25 protein-coding genes are annotated in these 23,729 nt (G+C 58.2%); 6 read left to right on the top strand and 19 right to left on the bottom strand.

What is annotated here, in order from left to right; all coding sequences use genetic code 11:
- Positions 1–67: 67 nt before the first annotated feature.
- The 4 genes from thyA to rppH all read right to left on the bottom strand — a co-directional run bounded on the left by thyA (position 68) and on the right by rppH (position 4,575).
- On the bottom strand, positions 68–862 hold the full coding sequence (thyA, locus tag OKC43_RS12420) for a thymidylate synthase (protein WP_005340427.1): 795 nt from the start codon (positions 860–862) through the stop codon (positions 68–70).
- Positions 862–1,686 (bottom strand): prolipoprotein diacylglyceryl transferase, encoded by an 825-nt coding sequence (gene lgt / locus OKC43_RS12425; protein WP_041201849.1) that lies wholly within the window; start codon positions 1,684–1,686, stop codon positions 862–864. Before lgt ends, thyA begins: the two co-directional genes overlap by 1 nt.
- A 76-nt stretch (positions 1,687–1,762) precedes the next feature.
- Positions 1,763–4,033: a phosphoenolpyruvate--protein phosphotransferase gene (gene ptsP, locus OKC43_RS12430; RefSeq protein ID WP_150390235.1), complete on the bottom strand. Its 2,271-nt coding sequence runs from the start codon at positions 4,031–4,033 to the stop codon at positions 1,763–1,765.
- Positions 4,034–4,047: 14 nt separating this feature from the next.
- On the bottom strand, positions 4,048–4,575 hold the full coding sequence (gene rppH / locus OKC43_RS12435; RefSeq protein WP_005340421.1) for an RNA pyrophosphohydrolase: 528 nt from the start codon (positions 4,573–4,575) through the stop codon (positions 4,048–4,050).
- 733 nt (positions 4,576–5,308) lie between these two features.
- Here rppH and mutH point away from each other — a divergent pair.
- Entirely contained in the window at positions 5,309–5,983 is a 675-nt protein-coding gene (gene mutH, locus OKC43_RS12440; RefSeq protein WP_236271931.1) for a DNA mismatch repair endonuclease MutH, read from the top strand.
- 80 nt (positions 5,984–6,063) lie between these two features.
- Positions 6,064–6,387, top strand: coding sequence for an isoamylase early set domain-containing protein (locus tag OKC43_RS12445; protein WP_236271932.1), 324 nt, complete (start codon positions 6,064–6,066; stop codon positions 6,385–6,387).
- Between the two features lie 108 nt (positions 6,388–6,495).
- On the opposite strand, the gene rplS is transcribed toward OKC43_RS12445, so the two are convergent.
- The 5 genes from rplS to ffh all read right to left on the bottom strand — a co-directional run bounded on the left by rplS (position 6,496) and on the right by ffh (position 10,008).
- Positions 6,496–6,843, bottom strand: a complete 348-nt coding sequence (rplS, locus tag OKC43_RS12450) for a 50S ribosomal protein L19 (protein WP_005313505.1) — start codon at positions 6,841–6,843, stop codon at positions 6,496–6,498.
- A 32-nt stretch (positions 6,844–6,875) separates the two neighbouring features.
- Positions 6,876–7,625, bottom strand: coding sequence for a tRNA (guanosine(37)-N1)-methyltransferase TrmD (gene trmD, locus OKC43_RS12455; protein WP_005340400.1), 750 nt, complete (start codon positions 7,623–7,625; stop codon positions 6,876–6,878).
- 34 nt (positions 7,626–7,659) lie between these two features.
- Positions 7,660–8,181 (bottom strand): ribosome maturation factor RimM, encoded by a 522-nt coding sequence (gene rimM / locus OKC43_RS12460; protein WP_005340394.1) that lies wholly within the window; start codon positions 8,179–8,181, stop codon positions 7,660–7,662.
- Positions 8,182–8,205: 24 nt separating this feature from the next.
- A complete protein-coding gene (gene rpsP, locus OKC43_RS12465; protein ID WP_005340392.1) occupies positions 8,206–8,454 on the bottom strand; it encodes a 30S ribosomal protein S16 in 249 nt (82 codons plus the stop codon).
- A gap of 177 nt (positions 8,455–8,631) precedes the next feature.
- A complete protein-coding gene (gene ffh, locus OKC43_RS12470; RefSeq protein ID WP_005340391.1) occupies positions 8,632–10,008 on the bottom strand; it encodes a signal recognition particle protein in 1,377 nt (458 codons plus the stop codon).
- 202 nt (positions 10,009–10,210) lie between these two features.
- Between ffh and OKC43_RS12475 the strand changes: the two genes are divergently transcribed.
- Both OKC43_RS12475 and OKC43_RS12480 read left to right on the top strand, forming a co-directional pair.
- Positions 10,211–10,999 (top strand): cytochrome C assembly family protein, encoded by a 789-nt coding sequence (locus OKC43_RS12475; protein WP_005340390.1) that lies wholly within the window; start codon positions 10,211–10,213, stop codon positions 10,997–10,999.
- 42 nt (positions 11,000–11,041) lie between these two features.
- Positions 11,042–12,322, top strand: a complete 1,281-nt coding sequence (locus tag OKC43_RS12480; RefSeq protein WP_139441869.1) for an HlyC/CorC family transporter — start codon at positions 11,042–11,044, stop codon at positions 12,320–12,322.
- A gap of 27 nt (positions 12,323–12,349) precedes the next feature.
- On the opposite strand, the gene OKC43_RS12485 is transcribed toward OKC43_RS12480, so the two are convergent.
- Positions 12,350–12,820, bottom strand: a complete 471-nt coding sequence (locus tag OKC43_RS12485) for an Rrf2 family transcriptional regulator (protein WP_058057978.1) — start codon at positions 12,818–12,820, stop codon at positions 12,350–12,352.
- 111 nt (positions 12,821–12,931) lie between these two features.
- Here OKC43_RS12485 and hmpA point away from each other — a divergent pair, with 111 nt between their 5' ends.
- Positions 12,932–14,125, top strand: a complete 1,194-nt coding sequence (hmpA, locus tag OKC43_RS12490) for an NO-inducible flavohemoprotein (protein WP_139461348.1) — start codon at positions 12,932–12,934, stop codon at positions 14,123–14,125.
- A gap of 99 nt (positions 14,126–14,224) precedes the next feature.
- Here hmpA and OKC43_RS12495 read toward each other — a convergent pair whose 3' ends face one another.
- The 6 genes from OKC43_RS12495 to OKC43_RS12520 form a co-directional block, all read right to left on the bottom strand.
- Positions 14,225–14,809: a tetratricopeptide repeat protein gene (locus OKC43_RS12495; protein ID WP_041202422.1), complete on the bottom strand. Its 585-nt coding sequence runs from the start codon at positions 14,807–14,809 to the stop codon at positions 14,225–14,227.
- A 392-nt stretch (positions 14,810–15,201) separates the two neighbouring features.
- Positions 15,202–16,137: a malate dehydrogenase gene (gene mdh / locus OKC43_RS12500; protein WP_005340384.1), complete on the bottom strand. Its 936-nt coding sequence runs from the start codon at positions 16,135–16,137 to the stop codon at positions 15,202–15,204.
- Between the two features lie 221 nt (positions 16,138–16,358).
- On the bottom strand, positions 16,359–17,021 hold the full coding sequence (gene artM, locus OKC43_RS12505; RefSeq protein ID WP_139494932.1) for an arginine ABC transporter permease ArtM: 663 nt from the start codon (positions 17,019–17,021) through the stop codon (positions 16,359–16,361).
- A gap of 3 nt (positions 17,022–17,024) precedes the next feature.
- A complete protein-coding gene (gene artQ / locus OKC43_RS12510; RefSeq protein WP_033114055.1) occupies positions 17,025–17,675 on the bottom strand; it encodes an arginine ABC transporter permease ArtQ in 651 nt (216 codons plus the stop codon).
- 3 nt (positions 17,676–17,678) lie between these two features.
- Complete coding sequence (locus OKC43_RS12515; protein ID WP_019445594.1) at positions 17,679–18,416, bottom strand: transporter substrate-binding domain-containing protein; 738 nt, start codon at positions 18,414–18,416, stop codon at positions 17,679–17,681.
- Positions 18,417–18,440: 24 nt separating this feature from the next.
- Positions 18,441–19,181: an ATP-binding cassette domain-containing protein gene (locus OKC43_RS12520; RefSeq protein ID WP_005348895.1), complete on the bottom strand. Its 741-nt coding sequence runs from the start codon at positions 19,179–19,181 to the stop codon at positions 18,441–18,443.
- A gap of 201 nt (positions 19,182–19,382) precedes the next feature.
- Here OKC43_RS12520 and argR point away from each other — a divergent pair, with 201 nt between their 5' ends.
- Positions 19,383–19,853 (top strand): transcriptional regulator ArgR, encoded by a 471-nt coding sequence (gene argR, locus OKC43_RS12525; protein WP_005340378.1) that lies wholly within the window; start codon positions 19,383–19,385, stop codon positions 19,851–19,853.
- Positions 19,854–19,943: 90 nt separating this feature from the next.
- Here the strand turns inward: argR and OKC43_RS12530 are convergent, their stop codons facing one another.
- The 3 genes from OKC43_RS12530 to OKC43_RS12540 all read right to left on the bottom strand — a co-directional run bounded on the left by OKC43_RS12530 (position 19,944) and on the right by OKC43_RS12540 (position 23,694).
- Positions 19,944–20,849, bottom strand: coding sequence for a Dyp-type peroxidase (locus OKC43_RS12530; RefSeq protein ID WP_236271933.1), 906 nt, complete (start codon positions 20,847–20,849; stop codon positions 19,944–19,946).
- A gap of 102 nt (positions 20,850–20,951) precedes the next feature.
- The gene (locus OKC43_RS12535; protein WP_236271934.1) at positions 20,952–21,986 is read right to left on the bottom strand and encodes an ABC transporter ATP-binding protein; all 1,035 of its coding nucleotides are present in this window, start codon (positions 21,984–21,986) and stop codon (positions 20,952–20,954) included.
- Positions 21,987–22,068: 82 nt separating this feature from the next.
- Positions 22,069–23,694, bottom strand: a complete 1,626-nt coding sequence (locus OKC43_RS12540; protein WP_236271935.1) for an ABC transporter permease — start codon at positions 23,692–23,694, stop codon at positions 22,069–22,071.
- Positions 23,695–23,729: the final 35 nt, after the last annotated feature.

The raw sequence follows: 23,729 nt of genomic DNA on the forward strand, positions 1-23,729 counted from the left end.
ATTAATCAATAAAATGAATTTTCAATTATTTAACTGCATAAAAAAGGCGCCCTGAGGCGCCTTGCTATCAGATGGCGACGGGCGCCTTGATGCCGGGATGGGGGTCATAACCCTCGATCTCGAAATCCTCGAACTTGTAGTCGAAGATGGAGTCAGGTTTGCGCTTGATCACCAGGGTCGGCAGCGGGCGCGGCTCGCGGGAGAGCTGCAGAGCTGTCTGCTCCATGTGGTTGGAGTAGAGGTGCACATCACCGCCAGTCCAGACGAAGTCACCCACTTCCAGATTGCACTGCTGGGCCATCATGTGGGTCAGCAGGGCGTAGCTGGCGATGTTGAACGGCAGGCCGAGGAACACATCGCAACTGCGCTGGTAGAGCTGGCAGGAGAGCTTGCCGTCCGCCACATAGAACTGGAAGAAGGCGTGGCAGGGAGCCAGCGCCATCTTGTCAAGTTCACCCACGTTCCAGGCGGAGACTATGATGCGGCGCGAATCCGGGTTGTGCTTGATGTCATCCACCGCCTTCTGGATCTGGTCGATGACAGACCCGTCAGCGGCAGGCCAGGAGCGCCACTGAGCACCGTAAACCGGCCCCAGATCGCCATTCTCGTCGGCCCACTCATCCCAGATGCTGACGCCGTTTTCCTTCAGATAGGCGGTATTGGTATCGCCATTGAGGAACCAGAGCAGCTCGTGAATGATGGAGCGCAGGTGGCACTTCTTGGTGGTCACCAGCGGGAACCCCTCCGCCAGATTGAAGCGCATCTGATGGCCGAACAGGGAGACAGTACCGGTGCCGGTACGGTCTGACTTGACGGTGCCCTCATCGAGAATTTTCTGCATCAGGTCGAGATAAGCTCGCATTATTTCGCCTCCTTCATGGCATTACCGAACAACTGCGGACGCTTGTAGGCAGCCCAAATCATCAGGGCACCGGCGATAATCATCGGGGTGGAGAGGATCTGGCCCATGCTGATCTCCTGGAAGTAGAGACCGAGCTGGCTGTCCGGCTGGCGCACAAACTCCACCAGGAAGCGGAACAGGCCGTAGAACAGCAGGAACATGCCGGAGATGGCGCCGCGCGGCGGATTCTTGCGCCAGAACAGGTTGAGGATGATGAACAGCACCACCCCTTCCAGGGCGAACTGGTAAAGCTGGGAGGGATGACGCGGCTCGGGGCCGGCCTCCGGGAAGATGATGGCCCAGGGCACATCGGTGACCCGGCCCCACAGCTCGCCGTTGAGGAAGTTGCCGATCCGGCCGACGCCGAGACCAAACGGAATGAGCGGTGCCACAAAATCGGCCACGGTGAAGAAGTGGCGCTTGGTCTTGTGGGCAAACCAGATCATCGCGGTGATCACCCCGATCAGCCCACCGTGGAACGACATACCGCCGGTCCAAATCTTGAACAGATAGGTGGGATCCGCGAGGAAGAGATCGAAGTTGTAGAACAGCACGTAACCGACACGGCCACCGAGGATCACCCCGAGGAAACCGTAGAACAGCAGATCCGATACCTCGTTGCGGGTCCAGCCGCTGTTCGGTGCATCGGCGCGACGGCCGGCAAGCCACATGGCAAATGCGAAACCGAACAGGTACATGAGACCATACCAGCGTACCGATAGTGGTCCCAAACTGAATGCTACGGGATCAATCTGCGAGAAAACCCAATATCCATCGTGCTGCATATGCGGCCCCAGTCAAAATAAAAGCCGCATTTTCCGATCATTCGTCAGCAGGGACAAGGCATGATTATCAATCACTCTATTTCGATTTATGACCGGCTCGCAGCAAACCGCCCAAACCATGCTCCTCCAGATAGCGAGCAAACAGGCCGCGCAGCACGTGGGGATTGTCATGTTTGAGGCCATCGGCCATCAGTTCGGTCAACTCGCTCAGGGTGGATTGACGCAGCACGTACTTGATCCGGGCGATGTTGTGGGTGTTCATACTGAAGCGGCGATAGCCCATGGCCAGCAGCAGCAATACACCTACCGGATCACCGGCCAGCTCGCCACACACCGACACCGGCTTCTGGTAGCGATGGGAGGCATCAACCAGCTGTTGCAGGGCGCGGATCACCGCAGGATGGAAGGCATCATAGATGTTGGCAACCCGGGAATTGTTGCGATCTACCGCCAGCAGGTACTGGGTCAGGTCGTTACTGCCCACCGACCAGAAATCGATGAGCGGCGCCATCTCCGGCAAGATAAAGAGGGCTGAGGGCACCTCGATCATCACCCCGAGGCTGGGGTAGCGGATCACCGCATCACGGCTGGCTGCCTCTTCCGACACTTCCCGCCACGCCTGATCCAGCAGGCGACGGGAGGCCTTGATTTCGCTGACGCTGCTGATCATCGGCAGCATGATGGCCAGATTGTCCAGCCCTTCGCTGGCCCGCAGCATCGCCTTGAGCTGCACCAGAAACAGTTCGGGGTGATCCAGGGTGATCCGGATCCCCCGCCAGCCAAGGAAGGGGTTTTCCTCGACGATGGGGAAATAGGGTAACGGCTTGTCGCCGCCCACATCCAGCGTCCGCATGCAGACCGGCCGGTTGCGGTAGGTCTCCAGAATGCCGCGATAACGGGCTGTCTGCTCCCACTCGGAGGGGAAGCTCTCCTGCAGCATAAAGGGGATCTCGGTGCGATAGAGACCGACCCCGTCCGCCAGCTGGTTGAGGGAGATCTCGGTATCGGCGCTGAGACCGGCGTTGAGCAACAGGGAGACCTTGGTGCCGTCGGCGGTTTCGGATGGCAGGTTGTCGACACTGCGCACCAAGGTATCGAGCGCCCGCTCTTCGCTCAGCAGCTGACGATACTCAGTCAGAATCACCTGATTGGGTTCGATGAAGAGATCGCCGCTGTAACCATCGACAACCAGCATGCGACCGCCGATGTCGCCGAGGGGCAGATCGACCCCCATGATGGCGGCGACCCCCATGGCGCGGGCCAGAATGGCCGCATGGGAGTTAGTTCCCCCCTTGAGCGAGACCACCCCGGTCAGATACTCGCGGGGCACTTCCGCCAGAATGGTGGCTGTCACCTCGTCGGCGACCAGCACCACCGGCTCGCCGATGGAGATATGTTCCGGTTCATTCTGCACCAGTCGGCTGATCAGTCGCTGGGCAATATCCTTCACGTCGGTGGAGCGCTCCTGCAGGTAGGGATCCTTCATCCCCTTGAACTGCTCGATCAAGCGATCACTGATGAGCTTGACCGCAGAGACCGCAGTCCAGTGCTCCTTGCTCACCTTGTTGCGAATCGGCTTGATGTAGCCGGGATCGTTCAGCAGATGGAGGTAGATATCGAAAATCGCCACCGAATCCTGGCTGTAGCTCTCGCGAAAACGCAGCGCCAGACTCTCCAAGTCGTGCCGCACCTCCTCAACCGCCAGCTCCAGCCGTGCCAGCTGGCTGGCATGGTCTTCATCCTTGCGCGGGGTAATGGACGAGAGCGCCTTCCGGGGCCGCCACACCCAAGCCTTGGCCATGGCGATGCCGCTGGCACCGGCAATACCACGCAGCGGCTTGCTCCAGTCGGTCTTCTGCAACCACCCCTTGGCTTGCGCCTGGGCGATCCGCGCCGCCAGCTGGGCCGCCAGGGTGACCATGAAGGACTCTTCCCCCTCATCGAAGCGGCGGCTCTCCTTCTGCTGCACCACCAGAATGCCGACTACCTGACGCTGATGCATGATGGGAGCGCCGAGGAAGGAGCGGAACGCCTCTTCGGCAACATCGGGCAGGAATTTGAAACTGGGGTGCGCGGGGGCATCAGCCAGGTTGATCAGTTCTTCCCGCTGACCCACCAGACCAACGATACCCTGCTCGTAGGGCAGGGTCACCTTGCCGACCGCGGACGGGGCCAAGCCGTCGGTAGCCGCCAGGCGATAGCGGCGCACCTCGGGTTCCGAGACATAGACGGAGCAGCAGTCCACTGCCATGGCGTGCCGGGTCTGGCTCACCAATGCTTGCAAGGCCTGCTCGAGGGTATTGGCCTCGGCCATGCTCTCGACGATACGTCTCAGTTCCGTTAACAACTAATCTGTGCTCCTTAACGGGCGCGGTTGCGCCGCCCATCCTTCTTGTTGACCTGCACTGCCGGCACTGGCATCGCCAGCGGGGCAAACTCTTTCATGACCCGGCGATAAACCTCCCGCTTGAACGAGACGACCTGACGCACCGGGTACCAGAAGCTGACCCAACGCCAGTCGTCAAATTCGGGATGGCCATGACAGCCGAACTGGATCCGCGACTCCTTGCCCGAATTCAGCTGTAACAGGAACCATTTTTGTTTTTGGCCAATACAGACCGGTGAACTGTCCCAGCGGACAAGACGTTTGGGTAAACGGTACTTTAGCCAGTTACGACTGGTGGCCATGATGGTCACATCTTCGGGCTTGAGGCCAATCTCCTCATACAGCTCTCGATACATGGCCTGCTCTGGCGTTTCACCATCATCAACCCCCCCCTGCGGAAACTGCCAGGAGTGCTGCCCATAGCGTTTAGCCCACAACACTTGTCCTTCACGGTTACAGATCACGATACCGACATTGGGACGAAATCCGTCGCCATCAATCACGTGATCACCTTATAAAGGCTGAATCTATAAGGAGATTGTTCCACATTCACTCCGTGGCAGCAAACAAGGAGTGAATCCCCTGTTTCATGAATAACTTTCGATTTCAAACATACTTATAAACAAATCCAAGGATCCGCGCCCTCAAGTTGCCCACCCAGGCTGTGCATAAAGCTGTTAGCAAACGGGTATATACAGTACTTTTTAACTGTACGCGAAAAGTGCCTCTCCGTATCACCACGCGACATTAAATATAAAAAATCATTACTTTTTATAAGCTTGAGACAAAACAACTGGATCTAGATCCATGCCACCCCAAGAGCCAGATCCATGATCCGGATTGTGAACAAGTTCAACTGCTCAAAGATCCACCGCGGCGAAATTATCCACAGGAGTGGCACAATATCTACCCCGTTTACCCTGTAAAAATGGGGTGGCATTCACAATTTTTTGTAACATATCAGCGACTCCAACCACTTTCATCCACTTATCCAAGATTTCTGTGGATAACTGTGTGTAACATCATGCACAAACCCTTGGACAACTATTTCGAGGTCAAACCAGACCTGGCTTACTGCTCGATAAAACAGACAAAACCCTTTAAAATCATAATGATGAACTGATAGCCCCCAAATTCTCTGCATTTGATCTTATCCACTCAGGATCGGTTATAAAAACAGCGATCCTTCTCGGGATCCTCCCCTGTTAGAATATGGCGAGCAAGATGGAGCCAAACATGCCAAGTAATCCCCAATCCGAGCAGGAGTTATTGAGCCGCGCCTATGCCATGGCCGGCTTCACGCTGGCACAGCTGGCCGCCGAGGCTGGCATCGCGGTGCCCAAAGACCTGCGCCGTGACAAGGGGTGGGTCGGTCAGTTGATCGAGCTGCAACTGGGGGCCAGCGCCGGGAGCAAGCCGGAGCAGGACTTCCCGGAGCTGGGGATAGAACTCAAGACGATCCCCGTGGATCCTCAAGGCAAACCGCTGGAGACCACCTTCGTCTGCGTCGCCCCGCTGATCGGCGTCAGCGGCCAGCGCTGGGAAGAATCCAACGTGCGTAACAAGCTCTCCCGAGTGCTCTGGATCCCGGTGGAAGGCAGTCGGGAGATCCCGGTTGGCGAGCGGCGGGTCGGCATGCCGCTGATGTGGAGCCCGAATGAAGAGGAAGATCGGCTACTACGTCAGGACTGGGAGGAGCTAATGGACATGATAGTGCTGGGAGAAGTGGAGCAGATCAGCGCACGCCACGGCCAAGTGATGCAACTGCGGCCCAAGGCGGCCAACAACAAGGCGCTGACTCGCGCCATCGGCCGCGATGGTCAACCCATCATGACCCTGCCCCGCGGCTTCTATCTCAAGATCGACTTTACCCACAGTTTGCTGCAACGCTATTTTGCCTTGCCGACTTGATCTGCCTTATCAACATCTTTGTCATATGGTGGTATAAAAATAGACAGGAGCCATTTTTAACTCACAGACAAGGAGGCGTCATGCCACTGATCAAACAGTTTTTAAAGTCCAAGCCCGAGGTCAAGGTGACCTTTGCAGTAGAGAAAGAGGCGGCTGCAGGGGCGGAACAGGTGATGCTGATCGGCGAGTTTACCCAGTGGAAACCGGTCGAGCTTAAACGCATGAAGAGCGGCGAGTTCAAAGCCACCCTCAATCTACCGACCGACGGCCCGGGGTACTTCGAATATTGCTACCAGCTCATCACTCCGGCAGGGGAAACCCTCTACGAGAATGACTGGGCAGCGGACGACTATGTGCCAGGCCCCTTCGGGCGAGACAACTCGGTAGTTCGGGTCATCCAGTAACGGCTCCCAGATAGCCAATAGACGGATACAAAAAAGGCTCGCCATTGGCGAGCCTTTTCACTACCTGTCGAGCTATTTGCCGACATACCGACACCAATTCGAATCGAATTAGTTGAGCTTCTCTTTGATACGAGCAGCTTTGCCGGACAGGTTGCGCAGGTAGTACAGTTTGGCGCGGCGAACATCACCACGACGCTTCAGTTCTACACTGTGGATCAGCGGAGAGTGAGTCTGGAATACACGCTCAACACCTTCGCCGTTGGAGATCTTGCGAACGGTGAAAGCAGAGTGCAGACCGCGGTTACGCTTGGCAATAACGATGCCTTCGAAAGCCTGCAGACGCTCTTTACCACCTTCTTTAACACGAACTTGAACACGTACAGTGTCGCCCTGGGCAAAAGCCGGGATGTCGGTACGCAGTTGCTCTTGTTCAAGCTGCTGAATAATCTTGCTCATTGTCTTTCCTTACCTAGGATAAACTGAAAACTCTACTTAACGCTGTCACGCACTTCGCGGACATACTCGGCAAGAAGTGATTCTTGCTCGTCAGTCAGAGCTAGGTTGTTAATAAGTTCCGGCCTTCTTTGCCAGGTTCGTCCGAGCGACTGCTTGAGACGCCAGCGTCGAATCACTTCGTGATTGCCGCTTGTAAGCGCCTCGGGCACCGCCAATCCATCCAACACCTCTGGCCGAGTATAGTGGGGATGATCCAGCAAGCCATCCGTAAAGGAGTCCTGCTCGGCACTGGCCTGATCACCCAAGACTCCTGGAACCAGACGCGAAACCGCATCGATCAGGGTCATGGCAGGCAACTCGCCACCACTTAACACGTAATCCCCGATAGACCACTCTTCGTCGACTTCGGTTTGTATCACGCGTTCATCGATACCTTCGTATCGACCGGCTACCAGAATCAGTTTCTGATTCGTCGCCAACTCGGTTACGCCCGCTTGAGTCAGCTTGCGCCCCTGAGGAGAGAGATAGATGACTTTCGCCCCGTCTCCCGCCGCTTGCTTGGCTGCATGAATCGCGTCACGCAGCGGCTGAACCATCATTAACATGCCGGGCCCACCACCATAAGGACGATCATCGACCGTACGGTGTTTATCGTGGGTAAACTCCCGGGGGTTCCAGCACTCAATCTGCAGCAGGCCACTCTTGACGGCCCGACCCGTTACCCCGTGCTCGGTAATGGCTCGGAACATTTCAGGGAAGAGGCTAATGACCCCAATCCACATAAGAAACCTCCGGCACCCGTGTTAGCGCGGGAAACTAGAAACCAGGATCCCAATCAACTTCGATTGTTCGAGCAGTCAGATCAATATTCTTGATCACCTGCTCTTCCAGGAACGGAATCAACCGCTCCTTTGCACCAAAGGCATCTTTTACATTGGCCTCAACCACCAACACATCGTTGGAGCCGGTTTCCATCAATTCGGTCACCTTGCCCAGGTCGTATCCCTTGGTGGTCACCACGGAGCAACCAATCAGGTCACGCCAGTAGAACTCACCTTCAGGCAACGCAGGCAACAGATCAGCGGGTACGCCAATCTCGACATTGGTCAATGCCAGGGCATCTTCGCGCACATCGATACCATCGAGTTTGCAGATCAGACCCTTGTTGTGACGTTTCCAGGATGAAACCCGAATTTCACGCCACGCCCCGTTCTGATTAATCAGCCAGGGGTTGTAATCGAAAATCGCTTCGGCAACATCGGTGAAGGAGTTCACTTTAAGCCAGCCCTTGATGCCATAAACGGTACCCAGGGTGCCCAGAACTACAGGTTTTTCCACCTTAACTCCTTACCGTTGGGCTGATTAAGCAGCTTTTTTAGCGTCTTTGATCAGCTTGGCAACGCGGTCAGAAACAGCGGCACCAGTAGCAACCCAATGCTCGATACGAGCCAGGTCCAGGTTCAGCTTTTCAGCTTGACCAGCAGCAACCGGGTTGAAGAAACCAACGCGCTCGATGAAGCGACCGTCACGGGCGCAACGGCTGTCAGAAACTACTACCTGGTAGAACGGACGCTTTTTCGCGCCACCACGTTGTAAACGAATGGTTACCATATCGTCCTCATTAACATCTAATGAACAAGGCCCGCAAACACGCGGACCCTAGCTTAAAATAAGCCGCGTAATTCTACTTGGATTCGTAATAATTGCAACCAAGCCAGCCATTTTTTGCGCAGAGCGGCAATGAAAAGGGGCCTGCAACTGCAGACCCCCATCAACACGCAGGCCGGATCAGAACGGACCGCGACCGCCACCGAAACCGGGGGGCATCATGTTCTTCATCTGGCTCATCATCTTGCGCATGCCGCCCTTGCCGGACATTTTCTTCATCATGCGCTGCATCTCGGTGAACTGCTTGAGCAGCTTGTTCACATCCTGCACCTGCATGCCGGAGCCTGCGGCGATACGGCGTTTGCGGGAACCCTTGATGAGATCGGGGTGAGCACGCTCCTTGGGGGTCATGGAGCTGATGATGGCCTCCATTCGCACGGTGAGCTTGTCATCCATCTGATCTTTCACGTTATCCGGCAGACCGGACATGCCGGGCAGCTTGTCGAGCATCCCCATCATGCCGCCCATGTTGCGCATCTGGGCCAGCTGCTCGCGGAAATCTTCCAGATCGAAACCCTTGCCGCTCTTGACCTTGCTGGCCAGCTTGGCCGCTTTCTCTTTATCGACGTTGCGCTCAACTTCCTCGATAAGAGAGAGCACATCGCCCATACCAAGGATGCGGGAGGCGAGGCGATCCGGGTGGAACGGCTCCAGCGCATCGGTTTTTTCGCCCATACCGATAAACTTGACCGGCTTGCCGGTGATGTGGCGCACCGACAGGGCAGCACCACCACGGGCATCGCCGTCCGCCTTGGTAAGGATGACACCGGTGAGCGGCAGCGCTTCATTGAACGCCTTGGCGGTGTTGGCGGCATCCTGGCCGGTCATGGCATCCACCACGAACAGGGTCTCGACCGGCTTGATGGTGGCATGCAGATCCTGGATCTCGGCCATCATCTCGCTATCAACGTGCAGACGACCGGCAGTATCGACGATCACCACGTCATAGAATTTCTTGCGCGCCTGATCGATGGCGGCGGTGGCGATATCGACCGGCTTCTGGCTGGCATCGCTTGGGAAAAAGTCGACGCCGATGTCGCTGGCCAGGGTCTCCAGCTGCTTGATCGCTGCAGGGCGATAGACGTCGGCACTGACCACCAGCACCTTCTTCTTGCTGCGCTCTTTGAGCAGCTTGGCCAGTTTACCAACTGTGGTGGTCTTACCGGCACCCTGCAGACCGGCCATCAGGATGATGGCGGGCGGCTGGGCAGCCAGGTTGAGCTGTTCGTTGGCCTCCCCCATCACGGTGACCAGTTCACCGTGCACAATCTTGATGAATGCCTGGCCCGGGCTCAGGGATTTGGCCACTTCCTGCCCGACTGCGCGCTCTTTGACACGCGCCACAAAATCACGCACGACCGGCAGGGCGACATCCGCCTCGAGCAGCGCCATGCGGACTTCGCGCAGGGTTTCCTTGATATTGTCTTCGGTCAGGCGACCACGGCCACTGACATTGCGCAAGGTGCGCGAGAGTCGTTCAGTCAAATTCTCAAACATGACGGATTCCGGTTCTTGGCGTAATAAATTGGGGGCATTATAACCCAGAGCGGGCGCGAGGACGATTATTCGCCGCACCGCAGCAGCAGGGACCTTCTCCCTATATATGGGCAGATCGGCCGTTGCACAACTGGCGAGCACTTCTCGTGCAAGGTATACTGCCCCTCTTACCCTCAAAAGCTTGTGCAACAACGACCTGGTTATGATCGTAATCTCTGTTCTGGCCCTGGCGTTTTATCTGCTGGCCATCATCGCCTCCCTGCATCTGTTACTGAGCGCCAAGCCGGTGGGACAGCGCTCCCTGTTTGCCTGTATCGGATTGGCCCTGATCGCCCACGCCAGTGCCCTCGGTTCAGAGGTATTGCAGAGTTACGGCCAGAACCTGAGCATGCTCAACGTTGCCTCACTGGTCAGCCTCATCATCAGTTGCTTCATGACTTGCGTAACCCGCCGCTTCAACGGCTGGATCCTGCTGCCGGTAGTCTACAGCTTCTCGGCCCTGTTGCTGGCTGCCAGCGCCTTGATCCCTGGTCGCTATATCACCCATCTGGAGGCCCACCCCCAGCTGCTGCTGCACATCGGCCTCGCCCTGATGGCCTACTCGGTATTGATGATCGCCTGTCTGTTTGCGCTGCAGCTCGCCTGTCTGGACAAGCAACTAAAATCTCGAAAAATCAGTAATCTGCCAGCCATGCCGCCACTGATGACGGTGGAAAAACGACTGTTTCAGTTGATCTCTGCAGGGGTGCTGCTACTGACACTTTCCATCGCCTCCGGCCTCTTCTTCCTCGAAGATATGTTCGCCCAGGGCAAGTCTCACAAGGCCGTGCTCTCCATCCTGGCATGGTGTGTCTACGTGCTGCTGCTGTGGGGTCATCACACCTATGGTTGGCGCGGCCGTAAAGTCATCACACTCAGTCTGATCGGCAGCTTCATCCTGACTCTTGCCTACTTTGGCAGTCGCTTCGTCAAAGAAGTGCTGTTGAGCTGACACCTATACTCTTTTAGCCATACCATCCAACAGGAGCCCTTTTTGGACAGCATCTCAACGAGTACATTACTGATTGTTCTCGTTATCTTGATCCTTCTTTCCGCCTTTTTCTCCAGTGCCGAAACCGGCCTGATGTCCATCAACCGCTACAAACTGCGGCATCTGGCACAGACCAAACACAAAGCCGCACGTCGCGTCGAGCAACTGCTCGCCCGCCCCGATCGCCTGCTGGGGCTGATCCTGATCGGCAACAATCTGGTCAATATCCTCGCCTCCGCCATCGCCACCATCGTCTGTATCCGGCTGTTTGGTGATCTCGGGGTCGCCATCGCCACCTTCGGCCTGACTCTGGTGGTGCTGGTATTCGGTGAAGTGACGCCAAAGACCCTGGCAGCCATGTTTCCGGAGAAGATCGCCTATCCCGCCTCCTGGATCCTCAAGGGGCTGATGGTGCCGCTCTCGCCGCTGGTCTGGCTGATCAACGGCATCACCAGCGGCCTGCTCAAGATGCTGAAGATCAATCCCAACAAGGATGACTCCCTCAACACCGAGGAGCTGCGCACCATCGTCAATGAGGCGGGTAACCTGATCCCCCAGCGTCATCAGGAGATGCTGCTGAGCATTCTGGATCTCGACAAGATGCTGGTCGAGGACATCATGGTGCCGCGCAGCGATATCTACGCCATCGACATCAACGATGACTGGAAGAGCATCCAGCGTCAGCTGGCCCACTGCGCTCACACCAAGATCCTGCTCTATCGCGACAATATCGACGACGTTGTCGGATTTTTACACGCTCGCGATGCCCTGCGGCTGGTAGCCAGGGATCAGTTCAACAAATCGAGCCTGTTGCGGGAAGTGGACGAGATCTATTTCATTCCGGAAGGAACGCCGCTCAACGTGCAGCTGGCCAAATTCCAGCGCAACAAGGAGCGAATTGGCCTGATCGTCGACGAATACGGCGACATTCAAGGTCTAATCACTCTGGACGACATTCTGGAAGAGATCGTCGGCGACTTCACCACCTCCATGACGCCAGCGCCGAGCGACGAGATCCACCCCCAGTCAGATGGTTCTTATCTGGTCGAAGGCTCAGCCAATATTCGTGAGCTGAACAAGGAGATGAACTGGCATCTGCCCATCGACGGCCCGCGTACCCTCAACGGTCTGATCCTCGAATATCTGGAGGAGATCCCCCAGCCCAACATCGGGATCCGGCTGGCCGGTTATCCTATCGAAATCCTCGATGTGGAGAACAACATGGTAAAGATGGCGCGGATCATGCCGGCATCGTACCGGGCGGAGTCGGATCCGCAAGATTGAAAAAGGGCTGCCAGTGGCAGCCCTTTTCTATTGCTCATCGTCATCATCCGGCTCCAGCACCAGCGTCGGGATCAACTCGCCAAACACCCGTTGCAACTCGTCGCGGTTGGCCAGCAGGTCTTGCAGCGTATAGCTGTCCATCACTGCCAGAAACGCATCCATCGCCTCTTTCAGCGCACTCTTGAGCAGACAGACAGAGACGATGTGGCAAGCGGGCGAGCCGCAGTCAATGCCGTCCAGATTGCCTTCCAGCGCCCTGATCACCTGCCCGATATTGATGGTGGCGGGATCGCAAGCCATGCGAATACCGCCATTCTTGCCCCGCTGGGATTGCAGATAGCCCAGCTTCACCAGCTGATTGACCACCTTCACCATGTGGTTGCGGGAAACGCCATACAGGGCCGATACCTTGGCAACGCTCGACAACTCCCCTTCCGGCAGGGTGGCAAGATAGAGCAGGGCTCTCAATCCAAAATCTGTATAACTGGTTAGTCTCATAAAACCTGATTAGCGCGATGCGAAAAGTGGAGTATTGATTCAAATCAAATAAACATCTAGGATGCCACTTATTAAATGACATTTTATATGTTCAATTAGAACGAGGCCCCTATGCTAGATCAAACCACCGTTGCCGTCATCAAAAGCACTATTCCGCTGCTCGAATCGGCAGGCCCTGCCCTCACCCAGCACTTCTACCAGCGGATGTTCAGCCATAACCCGGAGCTGAAAGATATCTTCAACCTGGCCCATCAACGCAGTGGCGGCCAGCCGCTAGCCCTGTTCAATGCAGTCGCCGCGTATGCCAAGAATATTGACAATCTGGGGGCACTCGCCGGTGCGGTCGAGCGGATTGCGCACAAACATACCGGATTCCTGATCCAGCCGGAACAATATCACATTGTAGGTAGTCATCTCTTGGCCACGCTCAAAGAATTGGGCGGAAGTGCGGTCACCGACGAAGTGCTGGAGGCTTGGGGCAAGGCGTATGGCGTGCTGGCAGACATCTTCATCGGCCGCGAGCGAGAGATCTATCAGGAGAAGGCCAATCAGGATGGCGGCTGGCAAGGTACCCGCACCTTCATCATCAAGGAGAAGCGAGCCGAGAGCGACCTCATCACCTCCTTCCTGCTGGCGCCGGAAGATGGCAAGCCGGTACTGACCTTCAAACCGGGCCAATACCTCAGCATCAAGCTGGTTCACCCCGAGCTGGAATATCAGGAAATCCGCCAATACTCCCTCTCCGATGCCCCCAACGGGCAGGATTACCGCATCAGCGTCAAGCGTGAGCCGCAGGGTCAGGTCTCCAACCTGCTGCACGATCACCTGCAGGCGGGTGACAAGATCGAGGTGATGCCCCCTACCGGCGATTTCTACCTGAAAGCCGACAGCCAGACCCCGGTCGTACTGCTCTCCGCCGGTGTCGGCGTGACGCCGATGATGAGCATGCTCAACCAGCTGCTGGCGAACGGCCATCAGGCTGATGTCACCTGGCTGCACGCCTGCGAACAGGGCGCTGTACACGCCTTCCGGGAGGATATTCAGCAAAAATCCCGCCAGCATCCCAACTTGCTGAGCCGGATCTGGTATCGGGAGCCGGAGGCCAGTGATGTGCAGGGTCAAGATTACGATCTGGCCGGCACCATGGATCTGACTGCCGTGAAGGAGCGCATCACGCCAGAGGCCCACTACTACTTCTGTGGCCCTGTCGGCTTCATGCAAGAGATCAAGCGGCAGCTGCTAGCGGCTGGGGTGCCAGCGGGGCAGCTCCATTACGAAGTTTTTGGCCCCCATCAAGATCTCTAAGGCGCGGGCAGCCATATAACAGAGGGAGGTTCCGGCCTGTCATGGCACGGCGGCTGGAACCGGACCCACAGGTGCAGATCTGTGGGTCATTTTTTTGGATCAGTGCATCGCCTTGGCGCGGGCCACCACGTTGGCAGGCATCCGGTTGCCAAGACGGTTGAGCAGACTCGCCGCCTTCTGGTGCAGCGCCTTGTCACCTATGACGGAGCCATGGAGCCAGCGATAGGCGTCCTCATAATCGAGCGGACTGCCCATCCCCTGCAACAGCATCTCGACCCACTCGATGCGGGCCCGCAGAAAACCGAGGCTGGCCGCCTCGCGCATCAGAGTTTCGGCTCGCACCAGATCCTTCTGCACCAAAGTTCCTTTCCAGTAATAGCGACCCAGCTGCTCCAGCGCCGGCGCCAACCCCTGATTGGCTGCCTCCCACATATATTGCACCCCGAGCTCGGCATTGGGTTTGGTACAGACACCCCACGCCAGCATATCCCCCCAAAGGAATTGATAGGCCGGGATCTTCATCACCGAGGCGCGCGCTTCGATATCCTGAGTCAGCTGACAGCGATCCTGCTTCACCTGAGTGAGGTGGCGCCCCTGCTCAATCCAGTTAAGAAGCTCGTCCTGACGATAGAGCGGCACCGCCTGCAACTCGCCAGCGGCCAGAGGTGCGGGAGGCGCAACCACAGCAGCAGGTTCCGCCGGTTTTGGCAGCGGCGCGGCCCCCTCGCCACTGTTGGCAACGGGTGTGACCGGCTCAGCCGGAAGCAAGACGGGGACTGCCTCAGAGGGCGCTGGCGTAACAGCAGAGACAGGGGCCGCCACCGCAGCACTGCTTGCGGTCGGTGCCGATGCACTTGCTGCAGGCGCATCGCTCGATACGGCAGCCGATACAGCCTCGGCACCATAGAGGGGCGCGGTGAATGCACCGACAAGAATGAGTAGGGTAAGGGGTTTCATCATAAGGATCTCCTGCTGCACTCTGTTATCGGCACCAAGCCCCATCCCCTTAGCCTGCCGGGCGGATCTCATCAATACAAAAGGGAGCCGAAGCTCCCTTGTTGGCACGGTTGACCCGCTTACTTGACGAAATCGACACCCAGCTGGATATCGGCTTTCAGAGTAGCCAGCATGCCTTCCATCGCTTCCTGCTCGAAGGCGCTCAGCTTGCCGTAATCCAGTACGGTTTCGACACCGTTCTTGCCCAGCAGTACCGGCTGCGCGAAGAAGGTGGCGTGCTCGCCGTTGCCTTCCACGTAGGCGCACTCAACAACGTTGGCTTCGCCCTGCAGACCCTTGATGAGGGAGAGACCGAAACGGCAAGCCGCCTGACCCATGGAGAGGGTTGCGGAACCGCCACCGGCCTTGGCTTCAACCACTTCGGTACCGGCATTCTGGATGCGCTTGGTCATGGCTGCCACTTCTTCAGCGGTGAAGGAAGCGCCTTCAATCTGGGAGAGCAGTGGCAGGATGGTGACGCCACTGTGACCACCGATCACGTTGACGCGTACTTTGTCGATGTTCAACCCTTTGGCAGCAGCCACGAAGGTCTCGGCGCGGATCACATCCAGGGTGGTGACACCGAACAGGCGACGCTTGTCATAGACACCGGCTTTCTTCAGCACTTCGGCGGCGATGGCAACAGTAGTATTGACCGGGTTGGTGATGATGCCGATCAGTGCTTTCGGGCAAGTGGCCGCGCACTTCTCGACCAGATTCTTGACGATACCGGCGTTGATATTGAACAGGTCGGAGCGATCCATCCCCGGCTTGCGTGCCACACCGGCGGAGATCAGCACCACATCGGCCCCAACCAGCGCAGGAGTCGGATCTTCACCGCAGAAGCCCTTGATGGCGACGTCGGTAGGAATATGACTGAGGTCAACGGCCACACCCGGAGTAACCGGGGCGATGTCATACAGGCTCAGCTCGGAGCCAGCCGGCAGACGGTTTTTCAACAGCAGAGCGAGGGCTTGACCGATGCCACCAGCGGCACCCAGAACGGCAACTTTCATGATCAACTCCATGTTTAAGCGTAGGTTTAAGGTTGTTTGTTGTTGTGCGCCCAACCTTAATGGATCCCCCCATAAAAAACAATCTGATAACAGTTGCAGTCACGGGTTCTGTGAGCCACGAAACATGCGGGAGCAAAAATTGGAGGGAAATACAAAAAGTTGGAGGAGAAGCACAGTTTTTCTGCACTTCTCCTTACCATAAAGAGGTAGTTCTGAGGGGCTCAGGATTGGAATGCCAGCGCCCGTTTTTCACACCAGCGAAAACCAATTGTTAACAATCCGTTCATCGCCAGATAAAGCCCGCCAGCCACCCCGAACACCGCCAGGGTATCGTAGGTCTGGGCATTCAACCTCTGTGCCAGCCCCATGATATCCATGATGGTGATGGTACTGGCGAGGGAGCTCCCCTTGAGCACCAGGATCACCTCGTTGGAATAGGCGGGCACCAGATGACGGGCGGCATGGCGCACCTTCATCCACAAGGTCTGGCGGCCGTTAAAGCCAAGCGCACGACACGCCTCCACCTCACCGGCCGGGATGGCATCGAGCGCCCCCTTGAACAACCGGGTGGAGTAGGCCGCCGTGTTGAGACCCAGCGCCAGCACGGCGCAGAACCAGGGCTGCTTGAGCAGCGGCCAGAGCGGGCTGGCTTTCAGCCACTCAAACTGGCCCGGCCCGTAGTAAATCAGGAAGATCTGAATGAGCAGCGGCGTACCGGTAAAGAGCAGCACCCACAGCTGCACCAGCTGGGTCGCCACCGGCAGGCGCAGCTCCAACACCCAGGTCATCAGGGCTGCCAACACAATCCCCAGCAGCAGGCTGAACAGGGTCAGCTCCAGCGTGGTGACAAGGCCGCCCAGCAACGTAACGAGATACTCTTGCATCGGTTAGCCTCCGTAGCGGCGGGTGTAGCGGGCGGCCAGCCCGAGGCCGTACTCGCTCACCAGACTGATAGCCAGATAGATGAGGGCTGCGGCAGCATACCAGGTGAAAGGCTCATAGGTACTGGCCGAGGCCATCTGAGCCTGACGCATCATCTCGTTCACCCCGATAAGCGACACCAGCGCGGTATCTTTCAGCAGCACCAGCCACTGGTTGCCAAGGCCCGGCAGGGCATGGCGCCACGCCTGCGGCAACACGATGCGAAAGAAGATGTGGCTCTTGCCAAGACCGAGCGCCAGAGCCGCCAACCGTTGACCTGAAGGCACCGCATTGAGCGCCGCCCGCAGGGTCTGGGTCGCATAGCTGGCGAACAGCAGGGAGAGCGCTAGCACGCCACAGGCAAACGGGCTGAACTCCACATACTCGCCAGTGATGAGGAACAGCACCTGGGTCGAGCCGAAGTAGATGAACAGCACCACCAGCAACTCGGGCAGGCCACGGATCAGCGTGGTCAGGGTGGCCACCGGCCACACCAATGCACGCTGCTTGCTGAGCTCGGCGGCACTGAACGCCAGTGCCAATACCATGCCCCCGACCAGTGATGCCAAGGCCAACCCGAGGGTCATCCAGGCTGCATCCAACAACAGGCTCAACATGGCTTACTGCGCGAAGTATTTGTCGAAGATTTTCTGATAGGTGCCGTTGGCCTTGATCTCGGCCAGCCCCTTGTTCAGCTGGGTCAGCAGCTCCTGATTGCCCTTGGCGACCGCGATGCCAAAGCCGGTACCGAAGTACTTGGCATCGGTCACCGGCGCCCCCACCACCGCATACTCCTTATGCTGCTTCAGCCAGTCGGCAGCAACTGCAGTATCGGCAAAGACACCGTCGGTACGGCCATTCATCATGTCGAGGAAGGCGCTCTGGTAGCTGGCATAAGGCACGGTCAGCAGCCCCTTGCTCACCCAGTTATCCACCAGATAGGACTGGTGAGAGGTACCGTTCTGCACGCCGACTGTCTTGTCGACCATCTCTTCCGGCCCCTTGAAGGCCCCTTTCTTGGCGACGAATACTGCCGAGTTCTCGTAGTAGATGTCGGAGAAGTCGACCTGCGCGGAGCGCTCCGGGGTCACGTCCATGGCGGCAATGGCGGCATCATAGCGACGGAATTTCAGGCTGGGGATCAGGCTGTCAAAGGCCTGGTTGTGGAAGCTGCACTCCAGCTTGGCCTGCTCGCAGATGGCGCGCGCCAGATCGATGTCAAAACCCTGAAACTCGTTCTTGTCATCCAGGTATTCGAACGGTGCGTAGGTGGCCTCGGTGGCGAACTTGATCTCTTTGGCCATGACGGAGGTACTCAACAGGCCCATGGCAGCAACCAACAACAGACTCTTTTTCATGACAGCTTCCTTATCGATTCAGTATCAATGCATCAAGAATTCGGCAAACCGGCTGGTTTGCGGGGATTGGAAAATGGCAGCGGTGCCGGATTCGATGATCCGCCCCTTCTCCAGATAAATCACCTGACTGGCCACCTTGCGGGCAAAGTCGACCTCGTGGGTCACCACCACCTGGGTAATGCCGGTCTGGCTCAGGTTGCGGATGATCTCGGCCACCTCCTTGGTGATCTCGGGATCGAGGGCGGCAGTCGGCTCGTCAAACAGCAGCACTTCCGGGTCCATCATCAGGGTACGGGCAATGGCCACCCGCTGCTGCTGACCGCCAGAGAGACGGGCAGGCCAGGCATCGCGCTTGTCGGCCAGTTGCAGCTGGGCCAGCAGATAGGCCCCCTTCTCGATGGCGGCCTCCTTGCTCATGCCAAGCACCTTGACCGGCGCTTCAATCAGATTCTCCATCACAGTGAGATGTGGCCAGAGATTGTACTGCTGGAACACCATGCCCACCTTGCGACGCAGCAGTTGGGACTGGCGGTTGAATTCGGCAGCAGAGAGGGAGCTCGGGAAAGAAAATTCACTTTCTCCAATCCGCAGAACACCCGCATCCGGGGTATCCAGCAGGTTCATCATCCGTAGCAGGGAACTCTTGCCAGCACCGCTCGGGCCCAGCAACACCAAGGTTTCACCGGGGGATGTCCGAAAGCTGACCTGTTGCAGAACCGGCACCTTGTGCCAGGACTTCTCGATACCTATTAATTCAATACCCATACAGCCCAATTGAATAAGTTTTCAAAATTTCATCCCGATTCTATCCCTAATAAAGGTTGATGCAAGCCATTTTTGAATCAATATGCAGAACAAGCGCCGCTTCCTTGCAAAAAACGGCATATGAATGCAAAATGGCCCCGCTGTTCGTATCTGCCGCCTGTATCGCACAGGCCGCCACACCTCCTCATTCGTGAGACCAAGATGAAACACAACGACAAGCAAGAAAAACTGGCCAAGGCCTTTAAAGCCTTGCTGAAAGAAGAGCGCTTTGGCTCCCAGGCAGAAATCGTCACCGCCCTGCAAGAGCTGGGCTTCGAGAACATCAACCAGTCCAAGGTATCGCGCATGCTGAGCCGCTTCGGCGCCGTTCGCACCCGCAATGCCAAGATGGAGATGGTCTACTGCCTGCCAGTGGAACTGGGCGTGCCCACCACCTCCAGCCCGCTCAAGAATCTGGTACTGGACGTCGATCACAACGGCGCACTGGTGGTGATCCACACCAGCCCGGGTGCAGCCCAGCTGATCGCCCGCCTGCTCGACTCCCTCGGCAAGGCAGAGGGGATCCTCGGTACCATCGCCGGTGATGACACCATCTTTATCACCCCGACCAGCGATACCGATATCGAAGAGCTCTATCTCTCCGCCCTCGAGCTGTTCGAACAGACGCCGTAATGGCCGCTACCACGTCATAGCGGTCACGCCAGAACGAAAAATCCCGGCCAAGGCCGGGATTTTTGTTTTCTGCAACTTCGTCAGGCGGGCTTATTTACCCTGCGCCATCAGAAAACCTTCAGATGGGGCGAAGAAGGCCGCGCCGGTCACTGCCTTGGTAAAGCGCAACAGGTGATCGAAGTGGCTGCCCTCCCCCTTGTACATGCTGGCCAGCATGGCGTTGAAGTGCTGCGGTGTGCGGCAGCAGGAGATGAAGTAGAGCCCCTGCTCGGTCATGGTGCCCCAGGGCATGCTCTGGCGCAGGATCTCCATAGACTCCCCTTTCGGCGTCTTGAGGTTGACCCGCTTGATGTGGGCGGTCAGCGGTTTGGCGGCAGATTCATACTCGATGTTGTCGGGCTTGGTACGACCGATAATGTCTTCCTGCTCTTTCTGCGCCAGCTTCTCCCAGTCGCTCATGGCGTGTACCCAGCGCTGGACATGAATGTAGGAGCCACCGGCAAACTCGCCATCGGCCACCAGCGCCACTTCGGCACGGTGCTCATCCTGCGGGTTCTCGGTGCCATCAACGAAACCGGTCAGGTCACGGCAATCCAGATTGCGGAAACCGCGCACCTCTTCGGCCAGCTCGACCAGTCCGGCCAGCAGCGCCATCACACGGTGACCGGCGTGGTGCAGCACATCCACCCGATCGGCGCGCAGCTGAATAAAGAGATCAAACGGGGTGTTGGGGGCTTCCTGACCGTTGGCGGATTGCGCCATAAAGCTGCGGAACTGGGGCGGACGGGCGGCAGGGTAGAGACCATCCCAGGCATCGGCGCCAACGGCAACCAGACCGCTGAAACCGGCATCGGGGAAATCGGCGGTGACCGCCTGCCACAGGGCGGGCAGTTTGGCCAGACGGCCGACCAGTTCGGCGGCATCGCCGGTACGATTGAACATCAGATAGAGGGCGTGCAGATTCGGCTCTGCGCAGATCCCGGCTTGGGCTTTCATATATCTCTCCCCTGAATAGGCGTAGCGTTACGGGCTATTTGCGTTGCGCGATTATAAACCAGAGTGAATCCAGTTCTTTGATTTCACGACGATATCACGCGTTCAGGGCAAAGGGGCAAACAACACCAGCACATGGGGAGCGACCTTGATCCGTGCTCGCATCCCTTCAAGGGGCTCGCCAATGCTCGCCTCCAGCTGCAGATCGCCACACTCGAACAGCACCCGGCAGTGGTGGCCGAGGAACTGCTGCTCCACCACCTTGAGCTCGCCATCTGCGGCGCTCTCCAGCAGCAGTTGCTGGGGTCTGAGCATCAGCTGCAACTGCTCGCCCACCGCCCGGCCATGAGGCTCGCTGCCACAAATGACCCCGAGCGCCGTCTGTACACAGTGGCTGTCCACCACCTCGGCAGCCAGATAGTTGACCCCCCCGAGAAACTCCGCCACGAAGCGGTTTTGCGGGCGGCGATAGAGCTGCTCAGGCTGACCCACCTGCTCGATATGACCGGCGCGAAACAGCGCCAGCCGATCGGCGAAGGCGAACGCCTCCTCCTTGCTGTGGCTGACGAAGATGGCGCCGATCCCCTGCTGCTTGAGCAGGGCGCGGATCTCGAGGATCAACTTCATCCGCACCTGGGTATCGATGTTGGAGAAGGGCTCATCCAGCAGCATCAGCCGCGGCTTGCACACCAGCGCCCGGGCGATAGCCACTCGCTGCTGCTGGCCACCGGAGAGCTGGTGAGGATAACGATCCCCCAGCCCCTGCAGATTGACCAGCGCCAGCGCCTCGTCCACCTGCTGCTGTCGGGCACCGCGGTCGAGTTTGGTCAGCCCGAAACCGACATTGTCAGCTACCGTCAGGTGGGGGAAGAGGGCGTAATCCTGAAAGATCATCCCGATATTGCGCGCCTCGGGCGGCACGCTGGCACCCGGCCCGTCGAGCAGGGTATCGCCGAGGCGAATCGAGCCCTCTGCCAGCGGCAGCAGCCCTGCGATGGCCTTGAGCAGCGTGGTTTTGCCGCAGCCACTGGCTCCCAGCAGGCAGACGATCTCGTTGTCTGCCACCGTCAGGGAGAGCTGCTCCAGCACATTGCGGCCGTTGTAACGGCAGCTGACATTTTCAACCTGCAAACAGGACAAGGCTGACTTCCTCTCGTTTCTGGCGGTGCGCTGCCTTTCGGTTCAGCACACCGCATGCAATTTCATTGACCGACGCGGCGACTCAGTGGCCCGGACTGTCCAGACTGCGGTTGACCCAGATCAGCGGCAACAGTCCTACCAGCACAATGACGATAGCCCCCAGCGCGCCGCGCTCCAGCATCTCGTCCGAGACGAACTGGTAGACGTGGGTCGCCAGGGTATCGAAGTTGAACGGCCGCAGCAGCAAAGCGGCGGGCAGCTCCTTCATGGATTCAATGAATACCAGCATGGCTCCGGCAAACAGACCACGGCGCACCAGCGGCAGATGGACCCGCCGCAGCATGCCGCCATCCCCCTGACCTAGGGAGCGGGCCGCCATGTCGAGGCTGGGGGAGATCTTGCCCATGCTGCTCTCCACCGAGCCGATGGCGATGGCCACGAAGCGCACCAGATAGCCGAACACGATGGCGGTGATGGTGCCGGTCAGCAGCAAGCCCGGGCCCTGACGCCCGAGCCACTCGGCCAGATCGTTGATGGCAAAGTCGAGGGCGGTGAGCGGCACCAGCACCCCGATGGCGAGCACGGTACCCGGCATGGCGTAACCCATGGCGGCGATGCGCAGGGGCAACAGACTCTTTATCCCGCCATCAAGACGACGGAAGAAGCCGAGCAGCAGGGCGATGCCCATCGCCAGCAGAGCAGTCAGCGCCGAGATGAGCAGACTGTTACCCGCAAAGCGGACAAACTCCGGCGTCCACGACAATTCGAAGTAGCGCACCCCGTAATCGAGCAGGATGACGAACGGCAGAGCGAAACCGGCCAGCACCAGCCCCCAGCACCAGAGACCGGCCAACCAACGGCCAATCCCCTTGAGCGGATAGCGCAGCGGCTGCTCATGGCCCATGGACTTCTGGAACACCTGCTGCCGACTGCGCGAGCGACGCTCCAGCGCGATCAGCAGCACCACAGCCAGCAACATCAGGCAGGAGAGTTTCGCCGCGGTGGCCAGACTGCCATAGCCGAGCCAGGTGTCATAGACCGCAGTGGTCAGGGTGTTGATGGCAAAGAAGTGGACGGTGGCGAAATCGGCCAGCGTCTCCATGGCCACCAACGATACCGCCACCATGATGGCGGGGCGCGCCAGCGGCAGACTGAGGCGACGAAAGCTCTGCCACGGGGTGCAGCCGAGCAGGCGGCTGGAGTGGATCAGGCTGACTGACTGCTCGAGAAAGGAGGCGCGGGCCAGCAGATAGACATAGGGGAACAGCACCAGCGCCAGCACCCAGGCGGCGCCACCAAGGGAGCGAATGGCAGGAAACCAGTAATCGGCAGGGCTGTTCCAGCCAAAGAGTGCTCGCAACCCGGCCTGTAGCGGGCCCGAGTAATCGAGCAAGTCGGTATAGACGTAGGCGACGATATAGGAGGGCATCGCCATCGGCAGCATCAGCGCCCACTGCAGAGCGCGCCGCCCCGGCACCTGACACATGGCCACCAGCCAGGCGGTGGGCACGCCAAACAGCAGGCTGAGTAGCACCACGCCGACCACCAGCCCCAGGGTATTGCCCAGATAGTCGAACAGCACGGTATCGGCGAGGTGGCGAAACAGCTCCCCCTCAGCCGAGAAGGCAGAGAAAAGCAGGGCAATCACCGGTAAACCCAGCAGCAGGGCGATGGCCCAGCTGCCGGTCATCCATCCAAAATTTTTCATGAGACCACAGATGTTGATGGGGCCGTTGGCCCCAT

The organism is Aeromonas sp. Y289-2, from assembly GCF_027705925.1.
Classification (GTDB): domain Bacteria; phylum Pseudomonadota; class Gammaproteobacteria; order Enterobacterales; family Aeromonadaceae; genus Aeromonas; species Aeromonas veronii.

Excerpts from the sequence above, each read along its gene's own strand:
- thyA (WP_005340427.1), bottom strand. The coding sequence starts at position 862 with ATGCGAGCTTATCTCGACCTGATGCAGAAAATTCTCGATGAGGGCACC.
- lgt (WP_041201849.1), bottom strand. The coding sequence starts at position 1,686 with ATGCAGCACGATGGATATTGGGTTTTCTCGCAGATTGATCCCGTAGCA.
- mutH (WP_236271931.1), top strand. The coding sequence starts at position 5,309 with ATGCCAAGTAATCCCCAATCCGAGCAGGAGTTATTGAGCCGCGCCTAT.
- OKC43_RS12445 (WP_236271932.1), top strand. The coding sequence starts at position 6,064 with ATGCCACTGATCAAACAGTTTTTAAAGTCCAAGCCCGAGGTCAAGGTG.
- rplS (WP_005313505.1), bottom strand. The coding sequence starts at position 6,843 with ATGAGCAAGATTATTCAGCAGCTTGAACAAGAGCAACTGCGTACCGAC.
- trmD (WP_005340400.1), bottom strand. The coding sequence starts at position 7,625 with ATGTGGATTGGGGTCATTAGCCTCTTCCCTGAAATGTTCCGAGCCATT.
- rpsP (WP_005340392.1), bottom strand. The coding sequence starts at position 8,454 with ATGGTAACCATTCGTTTACAACGTGGTGGCGCGAAAAAGCGTCCGTTC.
- ffh (WP_005340391.1), bottom strand. The coding sequence starts at position 10,008 with ATGTTTGAGAATTTGACTGAACGACTCTCGCGCACCTTGCGCAATGTC.
- OKC43_RS12475 (WP_005340390.1), top strand. The coding sequence starts at position 10,211 with ATGATCGTAATCTCTGTTCTGGCCCTGGCGTTTTATCTGCTGGCCATC.
- OKC43_RS12485 (WP_058057978.1), bottom strand. The coding sequence starts at position 12,820 with ATGAGACTAACCAGTTATACAGATTTTGGATTGAGAGCCCTGCTCTAT.
- hmpA (WP_139461348.1), top strand. The coding sequence starts at position 12,932 with ATGCTAGATCAAACCACCGTTGCCGTCATCAAAAGCACTATTCCGCTG.
- mdh (WP_005340384.1), bottom strand. The coding sequence starts at position 16,137 with ATGAAAGTTGCCGTTCTGGGTGCCGCTGGTGGCATCGGTCAAGCCCTC.
- artM (WP_139494932.1), bottom strand. The coding sequence starts at position 17,021 with ATGCAAGAGTATCTCGTTACGTTGCTGGGCGGCCTTGTCACCACGCTG.
- artQ (WP_033114055.1), bottom strand. The coding sequence starts at position 17,675 with ATGTTGAGCCTGTTGTTGGATGCAGCCTGGATGACCCTCGGGTTGGCC.
- OKC43_RS12515 (WP_019445594.1), bottom strand. The coding sequence starts at position 18,416 with ATGAAAAAGAGTCTGTTGTTGGTTGCTGCCATGGGCCTGTTGAGTACC.
- OKC43_RS12520 (WP_005348895.1), bottom strand. The coding sequence starts at position 19,181 with ATGGGTATTGAATTAATAGGTATCGAGAAGTCCTGGCACAAGGTGCCG.
- argR (WP_005340378.1), top strand. The coding sequence starts at position 19,383 with ATGAAACACAACGACAAGCAAGAAAAACTGGCCAAGGCCTTTAAAGCC.
- OKC43_RS12530 (WP_236271933.1), bottom strand. The coding sequence starts at position 20,849 with ATGAAAGCCCAAGCCGGGATCTGCGCAGAGCCGAATCTGCACGCCCTC.
- OKC43_RS12540 (WP_236271935.1), bottom strand. The coding sequence starts at position 23,694 with ATGAAAAATTTTGGATGGATGACCGGCAGCTGGGCCATCGCCCTGCTG.